This window comes from Luteibacter sahnii, from assembly GCF_034063545.1.
Classification (GTDB): Bacteria; Pseudomonadota; Gammaproteobacteria; order Xanthomonadales; family Rhodanobacteraceae; genus Luteibacter; species Luteibacter sahnii.
In genome coordinates, this window is record NZ_JAQLOK010000009.1 from 33,897 (window position 1) to 53,595 (window position 19,699).

A 19,699-nucleotide genomic window follows, 5' to 3' on the forward strand; every position below is an offset into this window, starting at 1 on the left:
ACGTGGCGCCATACCGACCACGGAACCCGCGCCATGCATGACTCGCTCTCGCCCCGCCGTATCCGCGCCCTCATCGCCCTGGCCTGGCTGGCCGTGGGAACCGCCGTGCTGCTGCTCACGCCCCTGTCGGCGCACAGCGACACCTTGGGCTGGACCCCGGTGTTCTGGCTGGTGCTGGCCCCGGCGAGCGTGCTGGTGGCGATGCAGCCGCGCCTGCCGCTGGCGTTGCTGGGTGGCCTGCTGAAGCGTTGAGCGGCGACTCAGGCCTGGATGCCGAGCCGCTTGAACTCCAGCCGCCGCACGAACTCCTGCATGATCCGCAGGTAGAGGTCTTCGCCAAGGTAAGCGTCCTCCACGCCCGCGTCGATCGACGGGTTATCGTTGACCTCGATCACCACCGGACGATCGCCCACCTGCTTCAGGTCGACGCCGTAGAGGCCATCGCCGATGGTCTGCGTGGCCTTGAGCGCCAGCTTCACCACCTCGGCGGGCGCGTCGCGTACCGGCACCGTGCGGAAGCCACCGGACTTCGCCGTGCCCTTCGCGCCGTGGTTGTAGATCTGCCAGTGCCCGCGTGACATGAAGTACTGGCACGCGAAAAGGGGCTCGTGGTTGAGCACGCCGATGCGCCAGTCGAACTCGGTGTAGAGGTATTCCTGCGCGATGAGCAGGGCGCTGTGCGAGAACAGCTCACTGGCTGCCTTCTCCAGCGCCTCGCGCGACTCCACCTTCAACACGCCGCGCGAGAACGAGCCGTCCGGGATCTTCAGCACCAGCGGCAGGCCGAGACGGTCGGGCAGTTCGCGCAGCTGCCGGGGATCGTCACGATAGAGGATCTCCGTGGTCGGCGTGGCGAGCTTGCGCGACACCATGAGGTCGTTGAGGAAGATCTTGTTCGTACAACGCAGGATCGACGTCGGGTCGTCCATCACCACCATGCCTTCCTTCTCCGCACGGTGCGCGAAGCGGTAGGTATGGTTGTCGCTGGCCGTGGTTTCGCGGATGAACAGGCCGTCGTATTCGGCCAGACGCTGGTAATCGTTGCGGCCGATCGGATCCACCTCGATGCCCAGGTGCTTACCGGCCTCGATGAAATGCTTGAGCGCCTTCTTGTTCGACGGCGGCATCGCTTCGTTGGGATCGACGAGCATCGCGATGTCGTAACGAAAGCGCTTGCGTACCCGTGGACGGCGCCAGATCTTCCGCGAAAACCGCTCAAGCGCCGCCGCGAAAGCGTCTTCCTGCGCGTCGTCGAGCGTATGCAGCCCCACGGGCTTCACCGCGCTCACCTGCCAGATGCGCTCGCGCTCGAACTCGATGCGCATGAGCGGGCACGGAAACATGTCGAAGATCTGCCGGGCGAGATCCTGCAGGTCGGGGTAGGCGGTCTCGCCGAAGTAGACCAGCACCCCGAAATCGGTGGTGTCGCGTCCGCCCGCGGGCAGGAACGTCGCCAGCTTCTGGTTGAGGTCGTCGATGTCCAGCCCGTAGAGCGAGCGGCGGCGCAGGTCGTTCACCGTGCGCACGGAGGGAATCACCTTATGCCCACGCGCCTCGGCCAGCAGCGATACGTAATAGCCCGTGCCCAGGTATTTGTAGCTGCGGCACAGGTTGATGACGTGGGTGCGCTCCTCGTCGCCGCCGATCGGCTCGCGGAGGTAATCCCTGGCGGTGACGACATCGGCGGACGGGTAATACGAGCCCCAGTCCGAGGCCTTCTCCACGACGATGACGAGCCGGCTCATGACACCTCTGCAGACGACGATCCCACGTGTCCGGTCCGCCATCGGACCGGGTGTTTCGCCGGTGGGGCAGTGTGTTCCGCGACATGTCGGCGCACAAGCCGCCCATCGTGAAAACCCGCGAACCGGGTTTATGAAAAAGTCATTGATCGTGGCTGCGCCGGGGTCTAAAGTTCCGCGCTTGCCGCCTTCCCCCGCCGGCCCCGCCGACGTCTCATCCCCATCCGCGCCGGAGTTCCATCACGCATGCGTCCACCCCCGGTTACCGCCGCGGTACGCGTTCGTCGCGCCGAAGTCAGCGATCTCGACGACCTGGTCGCGCTCGAGGAATCGAGCTTCGCCCAGGATCGCCTCAGCCGCGCGCAGTATCGCAAGCACCTCGACAGCGAGAGCGCGCTGGTGCTCGTGGCCAGCGCGAACCACCGCCGCTTCCTCGGCACCGCGGTGGTGTTCTTCCGCAAGGGCACCCGCGTGGCCCGGCTGTATTCCATCGCCACCCAGCCGCAGGCGCAGGGCAAGGGCGTCGGCTCGGCGCTCATCGCGGCGGCGGAGGAGGCCGGCCGCCATCGCGGCTGCCACGCGCTGCGCCTGGAAGTGCGCAAGGACAACGCGGTGGCGATCCGCCTCTACGAGCGGCTCGGCTACCGGCGCATCGGCGAATACGCCCGCTATTACGCCGACGGCGCCGACGCCTTCCGGTTCGAGAAAGCGCTCTGAGACCGGGGCTATACTGGCGTTCGCCTTCCGCGGAACCGACCATGCGCCGATCCCTGCTCCCTTGCGCCCTTGCCCTCGTCACCCTGGCCCTCGCGGCCTGCGGCAACAAGGGCCCGTTGTTCATGCCGCCCCCGGCCGCCGCCACGAAGCCGGGCACGCCCGCGCCGCCGGTCGTGCAGCCCGCGCACGCCTCCACCGTCGGCCCCGCGCCCACCAGCACCTCGTTCGCGCCGTTCAATCCGATCACCCACCCCTGATCGCCATGCCGATCCGTTTCACCAAGATGCATGGCATCGGCAACGACTTCGTCGTGGTCGACTGGCGCGAGGATGCCGGGCACGTGCCCAGTGCCGCACGCATCGCCCGGCTGTCGCACCGCCGCACGGGCATCGGCTTCGACCAGCTGCTGAGCATCGAACCGGCGCGCGACCCGTCGTGCGCCTTCTACTACGGCATCTGGAACGCCGACGGCACACCCTCGGGCCAGTGCGGCAACGGCGTACGCTGCGTCGCGGCCTGGCTCGACCGCGAGGGCGCCATCCCGCGCCACGTGCCGGTGCGGCTGGAAAGCCCCTCCGGACCGGTCGTCGTGCAGGTCACCGGCGAGGGCATGGTCACCGTGGACATAGGCGAGCCCGTGTTCGACCCGGCGCGCGTGCCGCTCGATCGCCCGGCGCAGGCGACCTACACGCTAGACGTGGACGGCGACGAGGTCACCGTCGGCGCGGTGTCGATGGGCAACCCGCACGCGGTGGTCTTCGTCGACGATATCGACGACCCGCGCGTCGACCGGCTGGGCCCGCGACTCACCGTCCACCCGGCCTTTCCGGCCGGGGTCAACGTCGGCTTCGTGCAGCGACTGGGCCCCGACCACCTTCGCCTGCGCGTGCACGAACGCGGCAGCGGATGGACCCAGGCCTGCGGCACGGGTGCCTGTGCCGCCGCCGCCGTCGCCCATGCGCTGGGCCTGGCCGGCGCCCGGGTGAACGTCGACCTGCCAGGCGGCCGGCTCGCCATCGACTGGAACGGCCCCGGCCAGCCCTTGTGGATGACGGGACCGGCGGCCTTCGTGTTCGAAGGCGAGGTATGACGCGGGGCGCCGAACACGGCACACTGCGAGCGGCATGCATCAGATGAAGGACGGCACTCCCATGAGCGACAGCGCGATCGACGGCGATCTCGACCCGGCCACCGTCGTGGCCTGGCTGCGGCGCCATCCTGACGTCCTCGCGGACTATCCCGACGTGGCGGACGCTCTCGTGCTGCCCACGCGCCATGGGCCGGCCACCTCGCTGGCCGTGCACCAGATGCGCTCGTTGCGCGAGAAGAACGCCGAACTCGATACGCGCCTGCGCGAGCTGTCCGCCATCGCCGGCGAGAACGAGGCCCTCATGCGCCGCGTGCATGGGCTGATGCTGGCCCTGCTCGGCGCCGGCGGCATCGAGGAGACCGTGCGCAGCGTGGTCCGCCGGCTCACCGACGACTTCCAGTCCGAGCGCGTGCGCCTGGTGTTCTTCGGCGACCTCGCCGGCCTGCCAGACGAGCCCTGGCTGCTGCGCGAGGCGCGCGGCACGGCTGGCCTGCCGGAGTTCGCCTCATTCCTTGAGCACGGCGAGCCCGTGGCGGGGCGCCTGGCCGCCGAGAAACTGCACCGCCTGTTCGGCGACGAGGCCGGCGAGGTCCGGTCGGCAGCGCTCATGCGGGTCGGCCCGGACGCGATGCTCGCCATCGGCAGCCTCGACGCCGACCGCTTCCATCCCGGCATGGGCACGTTGTTTCTCGACATGATTTCCACCACGGTGGGCTCGGCCATCCAGCGGGCCCGGAAGGCGGCGTGACCCCGCGCGAGGCCGTCGAGGCCTTCCTGCGGCACTTTTCGGCCGAACGCGCGCCGTCGGCGCACACGATGGCCGCGTACCGGCGCGACCTGGAAAAACTGCTGGCCTTCATGGAGCGCGAGGGCATCGCCGGGTTCGACGCGCTTGCGCCTGAGCGCCTGCGCGGCATGATCGCCCGCGAACACCGGGCCGGCCTCGCCCCGAACAGCCTCCAGCGCCTGCTCTCCGCCTGCCGCACCCTGTTTCGCTATCTCCAGCGCGAAGGCCGGCTCGACCACGACCCCGCGGCCGGGGTACGCGGACCGAAGGTGCGTCGCAAGCTCCCGCACGTGCTCGATGTGGACGAGGCCCGTCAGCTGGTGGAGACCACGCTGGGCGACGCCCATGCGCCGCGCGACGCCGCGATGATGGAGCTGCTGTATTCCAGCGGCCTGCGCCTGTCCGAGCTGTGCGGGCTGCGCTGGGGCGATCTCGATCTCGACGACGGCCAGGTGCGGGTGCTGGGTAAAGGCAACAAGACCCGCATCCTCCCGGTCGGCCGTTACGCCGTGGCCGCGCTGCGGCGGCTGGCGGACGACGGCGGCCACGGTCCCGAACAGCCCGTGTTCAAGGGCCGGGGCGGCCTGCCGATCAGCCCTCGCACGGTGCAGAAGCGCCTGAGCCTGCTCTCCGCGGGCATGACCCACCACGTGCACCCGCACATGCTGCGGCACACCTTCGCCAGCCACATGCTCGAATCCTCCGGCGACCTGCGCTCGGTGCAGGAGCTGCTGGGGCATGCGGATATCGCCACGACGCAGATCTACACGCACCTAGATTTCCAGCATCTGGCGAAGGTGTATGACGCGGCGCACCCGCGGGCGAAGCGGAAGGGATAAGGCGGGGGCGGGGGGAAGGGAAGTGGGGGCGCGAGTCCGTGCGGGCGAGGGGATGGGCGGCGCCACGGTAAAGCGCACTCCGTGACGCTTGGGCGCCGGACGCCATCGTGCTTGCGCCCCCACTTCCTGCCCCCCCCGCCCCCCGCCCGGCCCCTTGCTTCCCGCCTGCCGGCCCCCCACTTCCCCCGTTCACACCCAGGAACCGAAGGATCCCCATGGAGCCCATGCACGCCACGACCATCGTCTGCGTCCGCCGCGACGGCAAGGTCGTCATCGGCAGCGATGGCCAGGTCACCCTCGGCAACACCGTGATGAAGTCCAACGCGCGCAAGGTGCGCCGGCTGGGCAAGGGCGACGTGCTGGCCGGGTTCGCCGGAGCCACCGCCGACGCGTTCACGCTGTTCGAGCTGTTCGAGGAGAAGTTGGTCAAGCACGGCGGCAACCTGACCCGCGCCGCCGTGGAAATGGCCAAGGAGTGGCGCACCGACCGTCGTCTCGGCCGCCTGGAGGCGATGCTGGCCGTGGCCGACAAAGAGGCCTCGCTGCTCATCTCGGGCAACGGTGACGTGCTCGAGCCCGAACACGGCCTCATCGCCATCGGCTCGGGCGGCCCCTACGCGCAGTCCGCCGCGTTGGCGCTGCTGGAGAACACCGAACTGGATGCACGTGCGATCGTCGAAAAATCGCTGAAGATCGCCGGCGATATCTGCATCTATACCAACCACAACTATTCGATCGAAGAGCTCTGAGCCGATGTCCGAACTCACTCCCCGCGAGATCGTCAACGAACTCGACCGCTACATCATCGGCCAGCACGACGCCAAGCGCGCCGTGGCCATCGCCCTGCGCAACCGCTGGCGCCGCATGCAGCTGGAGCCGGGCATGCGTAACGAGGTCACGCCCAAGAACATCCTCATGATCGGCCCCACCGGCGTGGGCAAGACCGAGATCGCCCGTCGCCTCGCGACCCTGGCGAACGCGCCGTTCGTGAAGGTCGAAGCCACCAAGTTCACCGAGGTCGGCTACGTCGGCAAGGATGTCGAATCGATCATCCGCGACCTCGCCGACGTCTCTTACAAGCTGGTGCGCGACCAGGCCAAGGGCCGGGTGCAGAGCCAGGCCGAAGACGCGGCGGAAGACCGGCTCCTCGACGCGCTGCTGCCCCGGCGCCAGCCCACCGGCTGGGACGACACCGGCAGCCAGGCCCCCGCGATCGACAGCGACACCCGGCAGAAGCTGCGCAAGCAGCTGCGCGAGGGCGCGCTGGACGATCGCGAGATCGAGCTCGATGTCGCCGTGAACGTGGGCGTCGAAATCATGACCCCACCCGGCATGGAAGAAATGAGCCAGCAGCTGGGCCGCATGTTCCAGAACCTCGGCGGCAACAAGTCGCAGAAGCGCAAGATGACCATCCGGCAGGCACGTCCGCTGCTGGTGGAGGAAGAAGCCGGCAAGCTGCTCAACGACGATGAACTGCGCGCCCGCGCGGTCGACGCCGCCGAACAGAACGGCATCGTCTTCATCGATGAGATCGACAAGGTGGCGCAACGCTCGGAATGGGGCGGTGCGGGCGTAAGCCGGGAAGGCGTGCAGCGCGACCTGCTGCCGCTGGTCGAGGGCTCGACCGTGTCGACCAAATACGGCGCGATCAAGACCGACCACATCCTGTTCATCGCCTCCGGCGCGTTCTCGCTGGCCAAGCCGTCCGACCTCATCCCTGAACTGCAAGGCCGCCTGCCGATCCGCGTGGAGCTGAGCGCGCTGTCGGTCGACGACTTCAAGCGCATCCTGCGCGAGCCGAACAATGCCCTGACCAAGCAATATGTTGCGCTGCTCCATACCGAGGGCGTCACGCTCGACTTCACCGATTCGGGCATCGACCGCCTGGCGGAAGTCGCGTTCCAGGTCAACGAGCGCACCGAAAACATCGGCGCGCGGCGGCTGCACACCGTCATGGAGCGGCTGCTCGAGCGGATTTCCTTCGAAGCCGCAGACAAATCCGGCGAAAAATACGGGATCGACGCCGAATATGTGGATAAAAACCTGTCGTCGCTCGTCAAGGACGAAGATCTCAGCCGTTACATCCTCTGAACAAGGATGGCCCCGCCTCCTGCTAAACTATTGACCACTATGGGCAAGGTTATCCAACTCAAGACGAACGGCCAGCGGGCCGCCCTGCGCGAGGCGCAGGACAACCGCGAGCTGATTCGCATCTGGCGCAGCGAACTCGAACACGGCAGCTTCTGCGGCTACGTGGGCGGGGTCGGCCGCGAGTTCTTCCTGCTGTGGGTGATCGGCGACGGCGTGAGCTATGACGGCATGTACATCATGCGGCATCGCGACATCTCCGAATTCGAGGCCCCGGACAAACATCGCGGCTTCCTCGAGAAGGCGCTGGCGCTGAAGGGTATCTCGCCCACGCCGCCGGCCGACTTCCCGCTCGATGACATCACCCAGGTGATCAAGGCCGCATCGGCGCACGCGCCGGTGATCGGGGTGCACGTCGACAGCGAAGACGAATCCGAGGTCTGTTACATCGGCCGGCTCGTCAGCGTTGAAGAAGAAGGTTTCAACATGCAGGAGATCACGCCCGACGCCGAATGGCTGCGCGAGCCGTCGTTCTTCTCGTGGGATGAAGTCTCCACCGTGAGCATGGAAGACGCCTACGCCACCTCGCTGTTGGCCGTGGCGGGCGATCCGCCGCCGCTGGAGCAGGGCACGGGCGGTGGCTTCGGCCACGCCCCCTGATCCCTAGAAGCGCGCCCCGCGCGCGATGGCCGTCCGGTGCATCGCTCGCGGGGCACGTTCGTGCCTGGTCCCGCATGCCATGAATCGCCCCCGTCCGCTCGACATCACCCTGCACCAGGCCTCGCGCGTTCTCGAGGTGGCCTTCGACAACGGTGAACGGTTCCGCCTTCCCTACGAGTACCTGCGGGTGAACTCGCCCAGCGCCGAAGTGCAGGGCCATGGCCTGGGGCAGAAGGTGCTGGTCTCGGGCAAGCGACACATCGGCGTCCTCGCCGTCGAACCCACCGGCCATTACGGCATTCTCATCCGCTTCGACGACGGTCACGCGAGCGGCATCTTCGGCTGGGATACCCTCTACGATCTCGGGCGTGCGCAAGAGACCGCCTGGCCCGCCTACGTGGCCGAACTCGAGGCCAAGGGCCTGACGCGGGAATGACGCGTCCGCACGCGCCAGCGGTGCGTGCGTTCAAGCCGGCATCGGCACGCAAGGGGTATAGTGCAGCGCCATCGCGCATCCCCACCCGCGAACGGTGCCCGTTCCCCGGTGGCCTACCCGGAGCATCCCTGACATGACGCGAATCGTCGTCGTCGGCAGCATCAACATGGACCTGGTCACGCTCGCCCCGCGCTTCGTCGCCCCGGGCGAAACGCTGACCGGCGACCGCTTCCTCACCATCCCCGGCGGCAAGGGTGCCAACCAGGCGGTGGCCGCCGCGCGCCTCGGGGCGCAGGTGGCGATGGTCGGCAACGTCGGCGCCGATGCCTTCGGCCAGCAGCTCTACGATGGCCTGAAGGCCGAGGGGATCGACGTCGGCCACGTGCGCCGGCTCGACGGCGTGGGCAGCGGCACCGCCTCGATCACCGTGGCGGGCGGGGAAAACCAGATCGTCGTCGTACCCGCCGCCAACGGGCGCGTCACGCCCGCGCAGGTCGAGGCGGCGCGTGAGGTCGTTCGCGGCGCCGACGCGGTACTCGTGCAACTGGAAATCCCGCTCGACGCGGTGGATGCCACGTTGCGCGTCGCCGCCGACGAGAACGTGCCGGTGATCCTCAACCCCGCCCCCGCGCAGCGCCTGCCCGCCGAATGGCTGCACCGCGTGCGTTACCTCACGCCCAACCAGCACGAACTGGCGACGGTGCTCGACGACCGGGGTGACACCGACTTCCGGGAGCTGATGCGTCGCGCGCCGTGCCCCGTGGTGCTGACCCGCGGCGCGGAGGGCGCGTGGTTCCGCGACGGCGACGACGCGCCACGCCACCAGGCCGGCTTTCGCGTCGACGCGGTCGACAGCACGGGCGCGGGCGATACATTCAACGCGGCGCTTGCCGTCTTCCTTGGCGAGGGCCTCGACGTGGCGGTGCGCAAGGCTTGCGCCGCGGCGGCCCTGAAGGTCTCGCAGCTGGGTGCCCAGCCCGGTATGCCACGCCGCGACGCGTTGGACGCTTTCCTGGAGGCGCATCGATGAGGCGCGCCGGCCTGTTGCACGCCGAACTCAACCGCGTGATCGCGGCGATGGGGCATACCGACCTGCTCGTGATCGGCGACGTCGGCCTGCCGGTGCCGCCCGGCGTGCCCTGCATCGACCTCGCCGTCGTGCCCGGCACGCCCTCGTTCGCCGCCGTGTTCGAGGCCGTGTACGCCGAACTCGCCGTCGAACGCGTGACGGTGGCGAACGACATCCATGCGAAGAATCACGCCCTCGTCGCCGTGGCCGAACGCCTCGCCCGCGACGGCGTCGCGGTGGACGAGTGCGCGCACGACGAACTCAAGCGCATCAGCGAACGCGCGGTCGCCGTGGTGCGCACGGGCGAGACCGCGCCCTACGCCAACATCGTGCTGCACGCGGGCGTGACGTTCTGATGGCCGCGCCGCTGATCCGGATGCAGGGTATCCAGAAGGCGTTCGGCCCGGTGAAGGTGCTCGAAGGGGTGGACTTCGAACTGCGGGCGGGCGAGGTGCATGCCCTGATGGGCGAGAACGGCGCGGGCAAGTCCACGCTGATGAAGATCCTCACCGGCATCTACGCCCCCGACGGGGGCCGCATCGACGTGGACGGCGAAGCCACCGCGATCGCCTCGCCAGCCGATGCCGAGAAGCACGGCATCGCGATCATCCACCAGGAACTCAACCTCATCCCGTCGCTGAGCATCGCCGACAACCTGTTCCTGGGCCGCGAAGAGCACCGCTTCGGCCTGCTCCGGCGCCGGGCCATGGCCGAGCGCGCGAGGGCGTGGCTGGCCCGCGTCGGCATGGACCGGCTCGACCCGGACACGTCCGTCGAACGGCTTTCGGTCGGGCGCCAGCAGATGGTCGAGATCGCCCGCGCGCTCGGCCAGAACGCCCGCGTGCTGATCATGGACGAGCCCACCGCCGCGCTCACCGAAAGCGAAACCGACACGCTGTTCCGGCTGATCCGCGAGTTGCGCGCGCAGGGCACGGGCATCGTCTACGTCTCGCATCGCATGGAAGAAATCTTCGCCTTGTGCGACCGCATCTCGGTGCTGCGCGACGGCCAGTTCGTGGGCACGCGCGACGTGCCTGGCCTGGGCTTCGACGAGGTGGTGAAGATGATGGTAGGCCGCACGCTGGACGCACGCTTTCCGGCACGCACGCCCCACGTCGGTCCGGTGCGCCTGAGCGTGGAACACGTCGGCGGGGGCATGGTGCACGACGTCAGCTTCGACCTGCACGCCGGTGAAGTGCTTGGCGTCGCCGGCCTGCTCGGCGCCGGCCGTACCGAACTGGCGCGCCTGCTGTTCGGCCTGGACCGTCTCGAATCCGGCCGCGTGACGCTCGACGGCCGGCCGGTGACGCCGAAGACGCCCAGCGAAGCGATCCACGCGGGCTTCGGCTTCGTCACCGAAGACCGCAAGGGCCAGGGCCTTGTGCTCGACCTCAGCCTGCGCGAGAACGTGAGCCTGCCGCGCGTGCCCGCGCGCGCCGGGCTGGTCGACCGTCCCGCCGAAAAGAAACAGACCCGTGGCCTCATCGACGCGCTGAAGATCCGCACGCGCGACATGGAACTCGACGTGCGCGCGCTCTCCGGCGGCAACCAGCAGAAGGTGGTGCTTGCCAAGTGGCTCGCGCTCAAGCCACGGGTGCTGATCCTTGACGAACCCACGCGGGGCGTCGACGTCGGCGGCAAGGCCGAGATCTACCACATCATCAACCAACTGGCGGAGCAGGGCGTGGCGATCCTGATGATTTCCTCGGAGCTGCCCGAAGTACTCGCCATGAGCGACCGGATCCTGGTGATGCACGAGGGCCGCGCCACCGCGCTGCTCGACGCGCGGGGCGCCACGCAGGAAACCGTGATGACCGCCGCCACCGGAGGCAAGTGACATGACCCAAGTGAACTGGAGCCGCCTGGCTCCGCTGCTGCAACGCCTCGGCTCGGTGATTGGCCTGGTGCTGCTCTTCATCGTGCTGTCGGTGATGAGCCCGGACTTCCTCACCACGGGCAACCTGCTGTCGGTGCTGCGCCAGGTGTCGATCAACGCCCTGATCGCCTTCGGCATGACGTTCGTGATCCTGGCCGGCGGCATCGACCTCTCCGTCGGGGCCATCCTCGCGCTGACCGGCGCGATCACCGCGGGCCTGATGGCCGCCGGTCACGGCCTTGCCCTGTCGATGGGCGCCGGCCTGGGCCTGGGTCTCGTGCTGGGCATGGTCAACGGGGCGCTGGTGTCCTGGGGCAAGGTGGCGCCGTTCATCGCCACGCTGGGCACCATGACCCTGCTTCGCGGCCTCACCCTGGTCTACACGCAAGGCACGCCGATTCCTGTCACCGACGCCGGCTTCGCGTTGCTCGGCGGCGGCTACCTCGCGCATCTGCTCCCGCTGCCGGTGATCTGGATGTTCGTCGTCTTCGCCGCATGCGCGTTCCTCCTGCGTGGCACCGTGTTCGGCCGCCACGTGATGGCCATCGGCGGTAACGAAGAAGCCGCGCGTCTTTCCGGCGTGCGCCTGGCGCCGATGAAGCTGGCCATCTACGGCCTGTCGGGCCTGCTCTCGGCGGTGGCCGGCGTGGTACTCACCTCGCGCCTGTATTCGGCGCAGTCCACCGCCGGTTCGGGCTACGAGCTGGACGCCATCGCCGCCGTGGTGCTGGGCGGCACCAGTCTCTCGGGCGGCCGCGGTTGGCTGTTCGGCACGCTGATCGGCGCGCTGCTGATCGGCTTCCTCAACAACGGCCTGAACCTGCTCGACGTCAGTTCGTTCTACCAGCAGGTCGTCAAGGGCGTCGTCATCCTGATCGCCGTCCTGCTCGACCGGCGCCAGTAATCACACGAGGGATCCACCCATGCGCAAACTCACGTTCCTCGCCGCCGCCGCGGCCACCCTGCTCGCCGCGTGTTCCCAGCAGGGGCCGGGCGAGGCGGCACCCGCCTCGGCCGCCTCAGGCGGCGGCGCCGCATCCACCGGCACGCCCGTGGTGGGCCTGGCGCTGTCGACGCAGAACAACCCCTTCTTCGTCGAACTGAAGAACGGCGCCGAACAGGCGGCGAAGTCCGCGGGCGTGCAGCTCGTGGTGGTGGACGCGCAGGACGATCCCGCGCGACAGATCTCGAGCGTGGAAGACCTCATCCAGCGACGCGTTTCGGTGATCCTGCTCAATCCGACCGATTCCTCCGCACTGGCTGGCGCCGTGCAGTCGGCCCAGCGCGCGAACATCCCGGTGGTGACGCTCGACCGCGGCGTCGATGGTGTCCAGGTCGCCTCGCACATCGCCTCCGACAACATCGCCGGCGGCAAGATGGCAGCCGACTTCCTGGCCAAGCAGCTCGACGGCAAGGGCAACGTCATCGAACTGCAGGGCGTGCCCGGCACGTCGGCGGCGCGCGAGCGCGGCAAGGGTTTCGACGATGCGATCGCCGGCACCGGCATGAAGATCGTGGCCGAGCAGCCGGCCAACTTCGATCGTGCCCAGGGTCTGTCGGTGACGGAGAACCTGTTGCAGGCGAACGACAACGTGCAGGCCATCTTCGCGCAGAACGACGAGATGGCGCTGGGTGCGGTGCAGGCACTTGCCGGCAAGAACCGCAAGGTGCTCGTCGTGGGCTTCGACGGCACGCCGGACGGCAAGGCCGCCGTGGAAAACGGCAGCATGGCCGCGACGGTGGCGCAGCAGCCTGAAGAGATCGGCAAGCTCGGCGTCCAAACGGCGAAGAAGCTCATCGACAAGCAGCCGGTCGAGACGAACATCGCGGTGCCGCTGAAGCTCCTCACGAAGCCCTGATGCATCCTGCCGTACCGGCGCGGCAGTGCCGCCGCGCCGGTACGGCACGCGTCGACGACGCCTGGATCAATCCTGCGGGGCGGGCGCGACGACCTCGCGCTGCCCGTTGATGCCCATCGGCGAGACGATGCCCGCGCTTTCCATCGCCTCGACCAGTCGCGCAGCGCGGTTGTAACCGATGCGGAACTGGCGCTGCACGAACGAAATCGAGGCCCGACGCGTGCGCAACACAAAGGCTGCCGCCTCATCGTAGAGCGGGTCCAGCTCGGCATCCATGCCATCATCGCCGGGCTCGCCATCCATCGCCTCGCCCGGCGGCCCGGCGAGGATCTCGTCCTTGTAGTCCGGCTCGCCGAACTGCTTCAGCCACGCGACGATGCGGTGCACTTCCTCGTCGGCCACGAATGCGCCGTGGATGCGCTGCGGGTACCCCGTGCCGGGCGGCAGGAACAGCATGTCGCCCTGGCCGAGCAGGCTCTCCGCGCCCATCTGGTCGAGGATGGTGCGCGAGTCGATCTTCGACGACACCTGGAACGCCACGCGTGTGGGAATGTTCGCCTTGATCAGGCCGGTGATCACATCCACGGAGGGACGCTGCGTGGCGAGGATGAGATGGATGCCCGCGGCGCGCGCCTTCTGCGCAAGCCGGGCGATCAGTTCTTCGATCTTCTTGCCGGCCACCATCATGAGGTCGGCCAGCTCGTCGATCACCACCACGATCGTCGGCAACGTATCGAGGTGTTCGGGTACCTCAGGATGCGCGGGGAAGGGATTGAACAGCGGCTTGCCCATCGCGCGCGCCTCGCGCACCTTCTGGTTGAAGCCGGCGAGGTTGCGCACGCGCAGTTCCGACATCAGCCGGTAGCGGTTTTCCATCTCGGCCACGCACCAGTTGAGGGCGTTGGCCGCGAGCTTCATGTCCGTGACCACGGGCGCCAGCAGGTGCGGAATGCCCTCGTAAACCGAAAGCTCGAGCATCTTCGGGTCGATCATGATCATGCGCACGTCGTCGGGCGTGGCCTTGTAAAGCATCGACAGGATCATGGCGTTGACCGCCACCGACTTGCCCGAGCCCGTCGTGCCCGCCACCAGCATGTGCGGTGCCTTCGCCAGGTCCGCCACCACCGGCTCGCCCGTGATGCCCTTGCCCATCGCAAGGGTAAGCCACGAGTCGGATTCGCGGTATTCGCGCGAGTCCAGAATCTCCGACAGCGCGATCATCTGCCGCTGCTCGTTCGGCAGCTCCAGGCCCATGCAGGTCTTGCCCGGGATGGTTTCCACCACGCGGATCGAGCTGCGCCCGAGCCCGCGGGCGAGATCTTTCATCAAGGCGACGATCTGGTTGCCGCGCACGCCGACCGCCGGCTCCACTTCATAACGGGTGATGACCGGTCCCGCCGAGGCGCCCACCACCTGGACGGGCACCTTGAACTCGCGCAGGCGCTGCTCGATCAGCTCACCGGTCTCCTGCAGTTCGACGTCCGAGACCGCCATCGCCGCATGCGTGGGCGAGGCAAGCAACGACAACGGCGGAAGGCTTACCGCGCCGGCCGTTGCCACACGCAGGGCACGCGCGGGCGTGAGCGTCACCATGGCGTCGTCCGGACGGGCCGTTTCGTGGTCGTCGTTCGCGGCGATGGCAAAGCGGGACACCGGCGCGGGAGCCGGCACCGGCGACGGCACAGGTCGCTCGCGGAACACGACCGCGTCGAGCGGCGGCGCCTCCCTCGCGGGCGTCGGCATCGGTGACGGCACCGGGCGCTCACGGAACATCACCTCGTCGAGCGGTGACGTCTCCCGTTCGCCAGGCGCGGCCGTCGGTATCGACGGCGCCGGGACAACCGGGGTGTCCGTGGGCGCGTCGACATCGGCGACGGCCGGCGCCAGCGCCCTGGGCGCCAGCCAAGGCTCGCGGATGACGGTGTCCGACTCGGCGCGGTGACGCGGCGGCACCGGCGTCGCCAGCGATGGGCGCGGCGTAGCCACGACGGACGCCTCGGCACGCGCGATCTCCGCCCGTGGGGGGACGGGTGCCGGCGCGGGCTTTCTCGCGGGGGTACGCGGGGCCGGCTTGGCGCGACGTCGCGCATCCTGCCGACGCACCGCGCCGGAGGCTCGACGCGCGGAACCTCGTGTGTCACGGCGGGACAACGCCCGCCCGGTCAGGGCGAGCGCCAGCGCACCCATCGGCTCGAGCAGGATCGTGGCGCGCGCCAGTGCATCGCGCCACGACACGCCCAGATACCAGGGCAGGGCCATCGCCCAGAGGCCGACGCCGACCAGTGCCGCCGGCAGCGGCGCGCCAGCGCACAGCCCACCCAGCCAGCGGCAGACGACGCCGCCGGCCTGGGGATCGTCGGTGTAATGGCCCACGACCATCCCTTCCAGCGCCGCGCTCGTCAACAGCACGATGGCGAAGCCGGCCCAGAAGCGGATCGCGCCCGGTCCCATGGTGGGAGAGCGACGACGACGCACGAGCGCCGCACCGACGCGCCAGAGCAGGGGAAGCAACCAGAGGGTGGAAAGTCCGAACGCACCGAAGACGAAAGAAGCCATGCCTTACCGCAGGTGGAGAATCGTGCAGGGGCCGTAGTTTAGCGTGCATTCGTGCGACGCGCCGCGCGAATTCGCGCTAACCCGCTGTTCCCGCTTGCGCCACGCGACCCTGCCTGGATGGCCGCGCCGGAGCGCCACGCCGGCGTGAAGGCCGGATGACCGCCGGCCATCACGCGACGAAAGTGCGAGCGAGTCGCGATTTTTCGCATCCTGGCGAATTTTGTTCAACCGGGACGCCCTTGGCTGTCGTAGGTTCTCGCGAATCGTCCCCAGCGTCGGAGCCTGCCATGCGCCGTGTGTCGCCGATCGTCTATCTCGTTGCCGGAGCGCTCGCCGCCCCGTGCGCCTTTGCCCAGACCGCCTCGACCAACCTGGCGCTCCATCGTCCCGTGACAGCAAGCAGCACGGAGAACGCCGTGGCCTTCAAGGCCGCCAACGTCAACGACGGCCGTACCGATACCCGTTGGTCGTCCGCGTTCTCCGATCCGCAATGGATCGCCGTGGACCTGGGCAGCGCGCAGAGCGTGAACAAGGTGATGCTCGACTGGGAAAATGCCCACGCGGTGTCGTATCGCATCGAGGTGTCCGGTGACGGCCAGAGCTGGAACACCGTGGCGAACCAGACCGCCGGCAAGGGCGGCACGGAGACCGTCACCTTCAACGCGACACCCGCCCGGTTCGTGCGCATGACCGGCCTCACGCGCAACACCCAGTACGGCTACTCGCTGTACGAATTGCAGGTGTTCAGCGACGGCGATACCGCCCCCACCGATCCGACGGATCCGACCGGGCCGCAGAACCCGGGCGACGGTCCGGCCACCTCGTATAACGCGCGGGTCAGCGGAGCGCAGACCGAACCGGCGGCGCCCTTCGTCATCGCCGACGTCGCGCCGTTCAACAACCCGTGGGGTCTCGACTTCCTGCCGGACGGCCGCGTGGTGGTGACGGAGAAGAGCGACCACATGTACGTCGTCACCCCGTCCGGCACGAAGACGTCGATCAGCGGCCTGCCGGTCTCGGTCGGCGCGAATGGCGGTGGCGGACAGAGCGGCCTGCACGACGTGGCCGCTTCGCCGAATTTCGCCCAGGACCACACGCTGTGGTTCAGCTACGTGGCCAGGGCCGCCGACGGCAACAACCACCTCACCCTCGCCAAGGCCCAGCTCGCCGAGTCGGGACAGGGCGCGTCGCTGGCCAACCTCGGGATCGTCTGGCAGGAGCCGTCGAGCTGGTCGGTGCGCGGGCAGCCGGGCGCCCGCATCGCGTTCGCGCCGGACGGCCAGCACGTGTTCCTCTCCGTCGGCGACGGCGATATCCCCGATGCCAACGGCGACCGCGGCCATCAGGCGCAGATGCCCGACACCGGCCTGGGCAAGATCATCCGCCTGAACCTCGACGGCAGCACGCCCACCGACAATCCCAACGGCACGCAGCCGGGCGTGGCCGGCCAGATCTGGGCCACCGGCTTCCGCAATCCCTATGGCCTGGCCTTCAGCGCCGACGGCAAGCTGTGGGAAACCGAGATGGGGCCTTCGTCGGGCGACGAGTTCAACCTCATCGTGAAGGGCGGTAACTACGGCTGGCCCCTGGTGAGCAACGGCAACCATTACGGCAGCGACACCTACATGCCGGGCCAGCCGTATCCGCGCCACGACACCGCCCCGCAATACGTGCAGCCTGCCGCTTACTGGGGCTGGTTTCCCACCACCAACTCGATGTCGCCCTCGGGCCTGGCGTTCTACAACGCCGACCTCTTCCCGCAATGGAAAGGCTCGGCGCTGCTCGGCTCTACCTCGTCCATCGCGCTCTACCGCGTAATCCTCGACGCTCAGGGCAACGTCACCGGTGTCGAGCGCTACGGCCGTGACGCCAACGGCGTCTACACCGGCAGCGTCCGCGCGCTCAAGGTGTCGCCGTTCGACGGCAGCATCTGGTACGTGCGCGGCGGCAGCGACGGCATGCTGCGCAAGATCACGCCAACGCCGTAAGCCGGCCACCCGTCCGCTCCCATGCCCCGACCGCCCGCCTGGCGAAGGGGTGTCGGAGCGGACCTTGTCCGCGAACCCTCACCAGCGCCAAAAGCGATCCAAGCCGTTGTCCTCCACCCGGCGAAAGACGCGTTTGATCCTATCGATCAACGCCCCGCCGACCCCGCATACGTCACCTTGAGCACGCACTCGTAATCGGCACTCGACATCAGGTCCATACTGGCGCGACGCTGGGCGAGGTGAGTCGGGTCTTCCGTGGGTTGCCGTTTCATCTTGGTCAGATCGCCAGGCGTGGTGAAGACATATTGCGTGCCATACCGTTGGGGCTTGCCCTCGGCACGCAGCACGCGGTCGGTGAGCAGCGCGACGTCGCCGCGGGGAAGGTCACCTTGCTTGGCCCATGCCGTGATGGATGGGAGCATCGACGCCTGGAACGTGGGATCGGCATCGGCGTGCTGGACCAGTACGAACGCATCGTTGAGGCTTTCCCGGCCGACCTGCGCCGCGGTGGGAAGACCGTTCGCAAAGCGCGTTTTCATCCACGCGAGGTTCTCGCGATCCACCCCGTTCATGTGCTCGGCCGCCGGCCTCGCGCCCTGTGCCGCGATCCATGCCTGGCGCGCCTCGGCGTCGGCTTTGAAGTGATCCCTCAATGCGTCGCGCAGGCGCGGATCGCTCACGACGTCCGACGGCGCGGCTTGGCGACCGGACAAGGCGGCCATGCGATCCATCCAGGCCTGTGCACCGGGGCAGTGCGTACGGATGGCGTCGTCTTGCGCATCGGCGAACGCCGACGTCGCGATCATGCCCAGACCCATCGTCGCGATCAGGCGACGAGCGGAACGGTGTGTCATGCGTCCTCCTTGGCGTTCCGGGGCCATCATGGCCCCGGAACGTCGGAGGCTCAGCCCTTGGGCATCGTAGCCATGTCGATGACGAAGCGGTAGCGCACGTCGTTCTTGACCAGGCGCTCATAGGTCTCGTTGATCGAGGCCATGTCGACCACTTCGACCTCGGAGACGATGTTGTGCTCGGCGCAGAAATCCATCATTTCCTGCGTCTGGGCCATGCCACCGATCGCCGAACCGGCAAGGGTGCGGCGCGGCAGCATGAGCAGGCCGCCGGCAATCGGATCCAGCGGCGTAAGCGCACCGACCACGACCATCGCGCCGTCGAGCTTGAGCAGCGAAAGGTAGGGCTGGACGTCGTGCGACACCGGCACGGTGTTGAGCAGGAAGTCGAACGAACCGGCGGCGGCGGCCATCGCGTCCTTGTCGGTGGAGATCAGGCCCTTGTCGGCGCCGAGCTTCTTGGCATCCTCGATCTTGCCGGGCGAGGTGGTCACCATCGTCACCTCGGCGCCCATCGCCTTGGCGAACTTCACGCCCATGTGGCCCAGACCGCCAAGGCCGATCACGCCGACCTTCTGGCCGGGGCCAACGTTCCAATGACGCAGCGGCGAATAGGTGGTGATGCCGGCGCAGAGCAGCGGGGCGACGGCCTTGAGATCGAGCTTCTCGGAGATCTTCACCGCGAAGCGCTCCTCGACCACGATCGCGGTGGCATACCCACCCTGGGTCGGCGTCTTACGGTCCTGCTCGGTACCGTTGTAGGTGAAGCTGGTGTGGTTCAGGCAGTACTGCTCGAGGTCGCGCTCGCACGACTCGCAGGTGCGGCACGAGTCCACCATGCAGCCGACACCGGCGATGTCGCCGACCTTGAACTTCTTCACGTTCGGACCGACGGCCACGACACGGCCGACGATTTCGTGGCCCGGCACCATCGGATAGGTGGAATTGCCCCAGTCGTTGTGCGCCTGGTGCAGGTCGGAGTGGCAGATTCCGCTGTAGAGGATCTCGATATGCACGTCGGTAGCGCCCACGTCGCGGCGCTTGAATGTGAACGGCACGAGGGGGGAGTGATCGTCGTGGGCGGCATAACCGTGGACTTCGAACATGGGCCTTCCTCTGTGGGGTGGGGTCACGGAAAGCG

General features: G+C 68.3%; 19 protein-coding genes and 1 pseudogene. 16 read left to right on the forward strand and 4 right to left on the reverse strand.

Features of this window, described 5'->3' with window-relative positions:
- The first annotated feature begins 33 nt into the window (after nucleotides 1–33).
- Nucleotides 34–252, forward strand: a complete 219-nt coding sequence (locus tag PI246_RS16800; RefSeq protein WP_320552476.1) for a hypothetical protein — start codon at nucleotides 34–36, stop codon at nucleotides 250–252.
- Between the two features lie 8 nt (nucleotides 253–260).
- Here the strand turns inward: PI246_RS16800 and PI246_RS16805 are convergent, their stop codons facing one another.
- Nucleotides 261–1,745, reverse strand: coding sequence for a RimK family protein (locus tag PI246_RS16805; protein ID WP_320552477.1), 1,485 nt, complete (start codon nucleotides 1,743–1,745; stop codon nucleotides 261–263).
- Between the two features lie 243 nt (nucleotides 1,746–1,988).
- On the opposite strand from PI246_RS16805, the gene PI246_RS16810 reads away from it, so the two are divergent.
- The 14 genes from PI246_RS16810 to rbsB all read left to right on the forward strand — a co-directional run bounded on the left by PI246_RS16810 (nucleotide 1,989) and on the right by rbsB (nucleotide 13,163).
- A complete protein-coding gene (locus PI246_RS16810) occupies nucleotides 1,989–2,459 on the forward strand; it encodes a GNAT family N-acetyltransferase (protein WP_320552478.1) in 471 nt (156 codons plus the stop codon).
- A gap of 41 nt (nucleotides 2,460–2,500) precedes the next feature.
- Nucleotides 2,501–2,716, forward strand: a complete 216-nt coding sequence (lptM, locus tag PI246_RS16815; RefSeq protein ID WP_320552479.1) for an LPS translocon maturation chaperone LptM — start codon at nucleotides 2,501–2,503, stop codon at nucleotides 2,714–2,716.
- Nucleotides 2,717–2,721: 5 nt separating this feature from the next.
- Nucleotides 2,722–3,549, forward strand: a complete 828-nt coding sequence (gene dapF, locus PI246_RS16820; protein ID WP_320552480.1) for a diaminopimelate epimerase — start codon at nucleotides 2,722–2,724, stop codon at nucleotides 3,547–3,549.
- Nucleotides 3,550–3,610: 61 nt separating this feature from the next.
- Nucleotides 3,611–4,297 carry a DUF484 family protein gene (locus PI246_RS16825; protein WP_320552481.1) on the forward strand — a complete coding sequence of 229 codons (687 nt, stop codon included), beginning with the start codon at nucleotides 3,611–3,613 and terminating at the stop codon, nucleotides 4,295–4,297.
- Nucleotides 4,294–5,175 (forward strand): tyrosine recombinase XerC, encoded by an 882-nt coding sequence (locus tag PI246_RS16830; RefSeq protein ID WP_320552482.1) that lies wholly within the window; start codon nucleotides 4,294–4,296, stop codon nucleotides 5,173–5,175. The genes PI246_RS16825 and PI246_RS16830 overlap by 4 nt, the downstream gene beginning before the upstream one ends.
- A 215-nt stretch (nucleotides 5,176–5,390) precedes the next feature.
- Entirely contained in the window at nucleotides 5,391–5,924 is a 534-nt protein-coding gene (gene hslV / locus PI246_RS16835; protein ID WP_320552483.1) for an ATP-dependent protease subunit HslV, read from the forward strand.
- Nucleotides 5,925–5,928: 4 nt separating this feature from the next.
- On the forward strand, nucleotides 5,929–7,266 hold the full coding sequence (gene hslU / locus PI246_RS16840; RefSeq protein ID WP_320552484.1) for an ATP-dependent protease ATPase subunit HslU: 1,338 nt from the start codon (nucleotides 5,929–5,931) through the stop codon (nucleotides 7,264–7,266).
- 39 nt (nucleotides 7,267–7,305) lie between these two features.
- Nucleotides 7,306–7,923 (forward strand): hypothetical protein, encoded by a 618-nt coding sequence (locus PI246_RS16845; protein WP_320552485.1) that lies wholly within the window; start codon nucleotides 7,306–7,308, stop codon nucleotides 7,921–7,923.
- A gap of 79 nt (nucleotides 7,924–8,002) precedes the next feature.
- Entirely contained in the window at nucleotides 8,003–8,359 is a 357-nt protein-coding gene (locus PI246_RS16850; protein ID WP_320552486.1) for a DUF971 domain-containing protein, read from the forward strand.
- Between the two features lie 133 nt (nucleotides 8,360–8,492).
- Nucleotides 8,493–9,389, forward strand: coding sequence for a ribokinase (locus PI246_RS16855; protein WP_320552487.1), 897 nt, complete (start codon nucleotides 8,493–8,495; stop codon nucleotides 9,387–9,389).
- Nucleotides 9,386–9,784 carry a D-ribose pyranase gene (gene rbsD / locus PI246_RS16860; protein WP_320552488.1) on the forward strand — a complete coding sequence of 133 codons (399 nt, stop codon included), beginning with the start codon at nucleotides 9,386–9,388 and terminating at the stop codon, nucleotides 9,782–9,784. The genes PI246_RS16855 and rbsD overlap by 4 nt, the downstream gene beginning before the upstream one ends.
- Nucleotides 9,784–11,265 carry a sugar ABC transporter ATP-binding protein gene (locus PI246_RS16865; RefSeq protein WP_320552489.1) on the forward strand — a complete coding sequence of 494 codons (1,482 nt, stop codon included), beginning with the start codon at nucleotides 9,784–9,786 and terminating at the stop codon, nucleotides 11,263–11,265. Before rbsD ends, PI246_RS16865 begins: the two co-directional genes overlap by 1 nt.
- Nucleotide 11,266: 1 nt before the next feature.
- Complete coding sequence (locus tag PI246_RS16870; RefSeq protein WP_320552490.1) at nucleotides 11,267–12,208, forward strand: ABC transporter permease subunit; 942 nt, start codon at nucleotides 11,267–11,269, stop codon at nucleotides 12,206–12,208.
- Between the two features lie 19 nt (nucleotides 12,209–12,227).
- Complete coding sequence (gene rbsB, locus PI246_RS16875) at nucleotides 12,228–13,163, forward strand: ribose ABC transporter substrate-binding protein RbsB (protein WP_320552491.1); 936 nt, start codon at nucleotides 12,228–12,230, stop codon at nucleotides 13,161–13,163.
- A 66-nt stretch (nucleotides 13,164–13,229) separates the two neighbouring features.
- On the opposite strand, the pseudogene PI246_RS16880 reads toward rbsB, so the two are convergent.
- Nucleotides 13,230–14,888 (reverse strand): annotated as a pseudogene (locus tag PI246_RS16880) (DNA translocase FtsK); the annotation flags it as partial.
- 1,118 nt (nucleotides 14,889–16,006) lie between these two features.
- Here PI246_RS16880 and PI246_RS16890 point away from each other — a divergent pair.
- Entirely contained in the window at nucleotides 16,007–17,707 is a 1,701-nt protein-coding gene (locus PI246_RS16890; RefSeq protein WP_320552492.1) for a PQQ-dependent sugar dehydrogenase, read from the forward strand.
- Nucleotides 17,708–17,853: 146 nt separating this feature from the next.
- Here PI246_RS16890 and PI246_RS16895 read toward each other — a convergent pair whose 3' ends face one another.
- Both PI246_RS16895 and PI246_RS16900 read right to left on the reverse strand, forming a co-directional pair.
- A complete protein-coding gene (locus tag PI246_RS16895; RefSeq protein WP_320552493.1) occupies nucleotides 17,854–18,561 on the reverse strand; it encodes a DUF6624 domain-containing protein in 708 nt (235 codons plus the stop codon).
- 50 nt (nucleotides 18,562–18,611) lie between these two features.
- Nucleotides 18,612–19,664, reverse strand: coding sequence for an NAD(P)-dependent alcohol dehydrogenase (locus PI246_RS16900; RefSeq protein WP_320552494.1), 1,053 nt, complete (start codon nucleotides 19,662–19,664; stop codon nucleotides 18,612–18,614).
- Nucleotides 19,665–19,699: the final 35 nt, after the last annotated feature.

Coding starts and splice junctions, on each gene's coding strand:
- PI246_RS16800 (WP_320552476.1), top strand. CDS start 34: ATGCATGACTCGCTCTCGCCCCGCCGTATCCGCGCCCTCATCGCCCTG.
- PI246_RS16805 (WP_320552477.1), bottom strand. CDS start 1,745: ATGAGCCGGCTCGTCATCGTCGTGGAGAAGGCCTCGGACTGGGGCTCG.
- PI246_RS16810 (WP_320552478.1), top strand. CDS start 1,989: ATGCGTCCACCCCCGGTTACCGCCGCGGTACGCGTTCGTCGCGCCGAA.
- lptM (WP_320552479.1), top strand. CDS start 2,501: ATGCGCCGATCCCTGCTCCCTTGCGCCCTTGCCCTCGTCACCCTGGCC.
- dapF (WP_320552480.1), top strand. CDS start 2,722: ATGCCGATCCGTTTCACCAAGATGCATGGCATCGGCAACGACTTCGTC.
- PI246_RS16825 (WP_320552481.1), top strand. CDS start 3,611: ATGAGCGACAGCGCGATCGACGGCGATCTCGACCCGGCCACCGTCGTG.
- hslV (WP_320552483.1), top strand. CDS start 5,391: ATGGAGCCCATGCACGCCACGACCATCGTCTGCGTCCGCCGCGACGGC.
- hslU (WP_320552484.1), top strand. CDS start 5,929: ATGTCCGAACTCACTCCCCGCGAGATCGTCAACGAACTCGACCGCTAC.
- PI246_RS16845 (WP_320552485.1), top strand. CDS start 7,306: ATGGGCAAGGTTATCCAACTCAAGACGAACGGCCAGCGGGCCGCCCTG.
- PI246_RS16850 (WP_320552486.1), top strand. CDS start 8,003: ATGAATCGCCCCCGTCCGCTCGACATCACCCTGCACCAGGCCTCGCGC.
- PI246_RS16855 (WP_320552487.1), top strand. CDS start 8,493: ATGACGCGAATCGTCGTCGTCGGCAGCATCAACATGGACCTGGTCACG.
- rbsD (WP_320552488.1), top strand. CDS start 9,386: ATGAGGCGCGCCGGCCTGTTGCACGCCGAACTCAACCGCGTGATCGCG.
- PI246_RS16865 (WP_320552489.1), top strand. CDS start 9,784: ATGGCCGCGCCGCTGATCCGGATGCAGGGTATCCAGAAGGCGTTCGGC.
- PI246_RS16870 (WP_320552490.1), top strand. CDS start 11,267: ATGACCCAAGTGAACTGGAGCCGCCTGGCTCCGCTGCTGCAACGCCTC.
- rbsB (WP_320552491.1), top strand. CDS start 12,228: ATGCGCAAACTCACGTTCCTCGCCGCCGCCGCGGCCACCCTGCTCGCC.
- PI246_RS16890 (WP_320552492.1), top strand. CDS start 16,007: ATGCGCCGTGTGTCGCCGATCGTCTATCTCGTTGCCGGAGCGCTCGCC.
- PI246_RS16895 (WP_320552493.1), bottom strand. CDS start 18,561: ATGACACACCGTTCCGCTCGTCGCCTGATCGCGACGATGGGTCTGGGC.
- PI246_RS16900 (WP_320552494.1), bottom strand. CDS start 19,664: ATGTTCGAAGTCCACGGTTATGCCGCCCACGACGATCACTCCCCCCTC.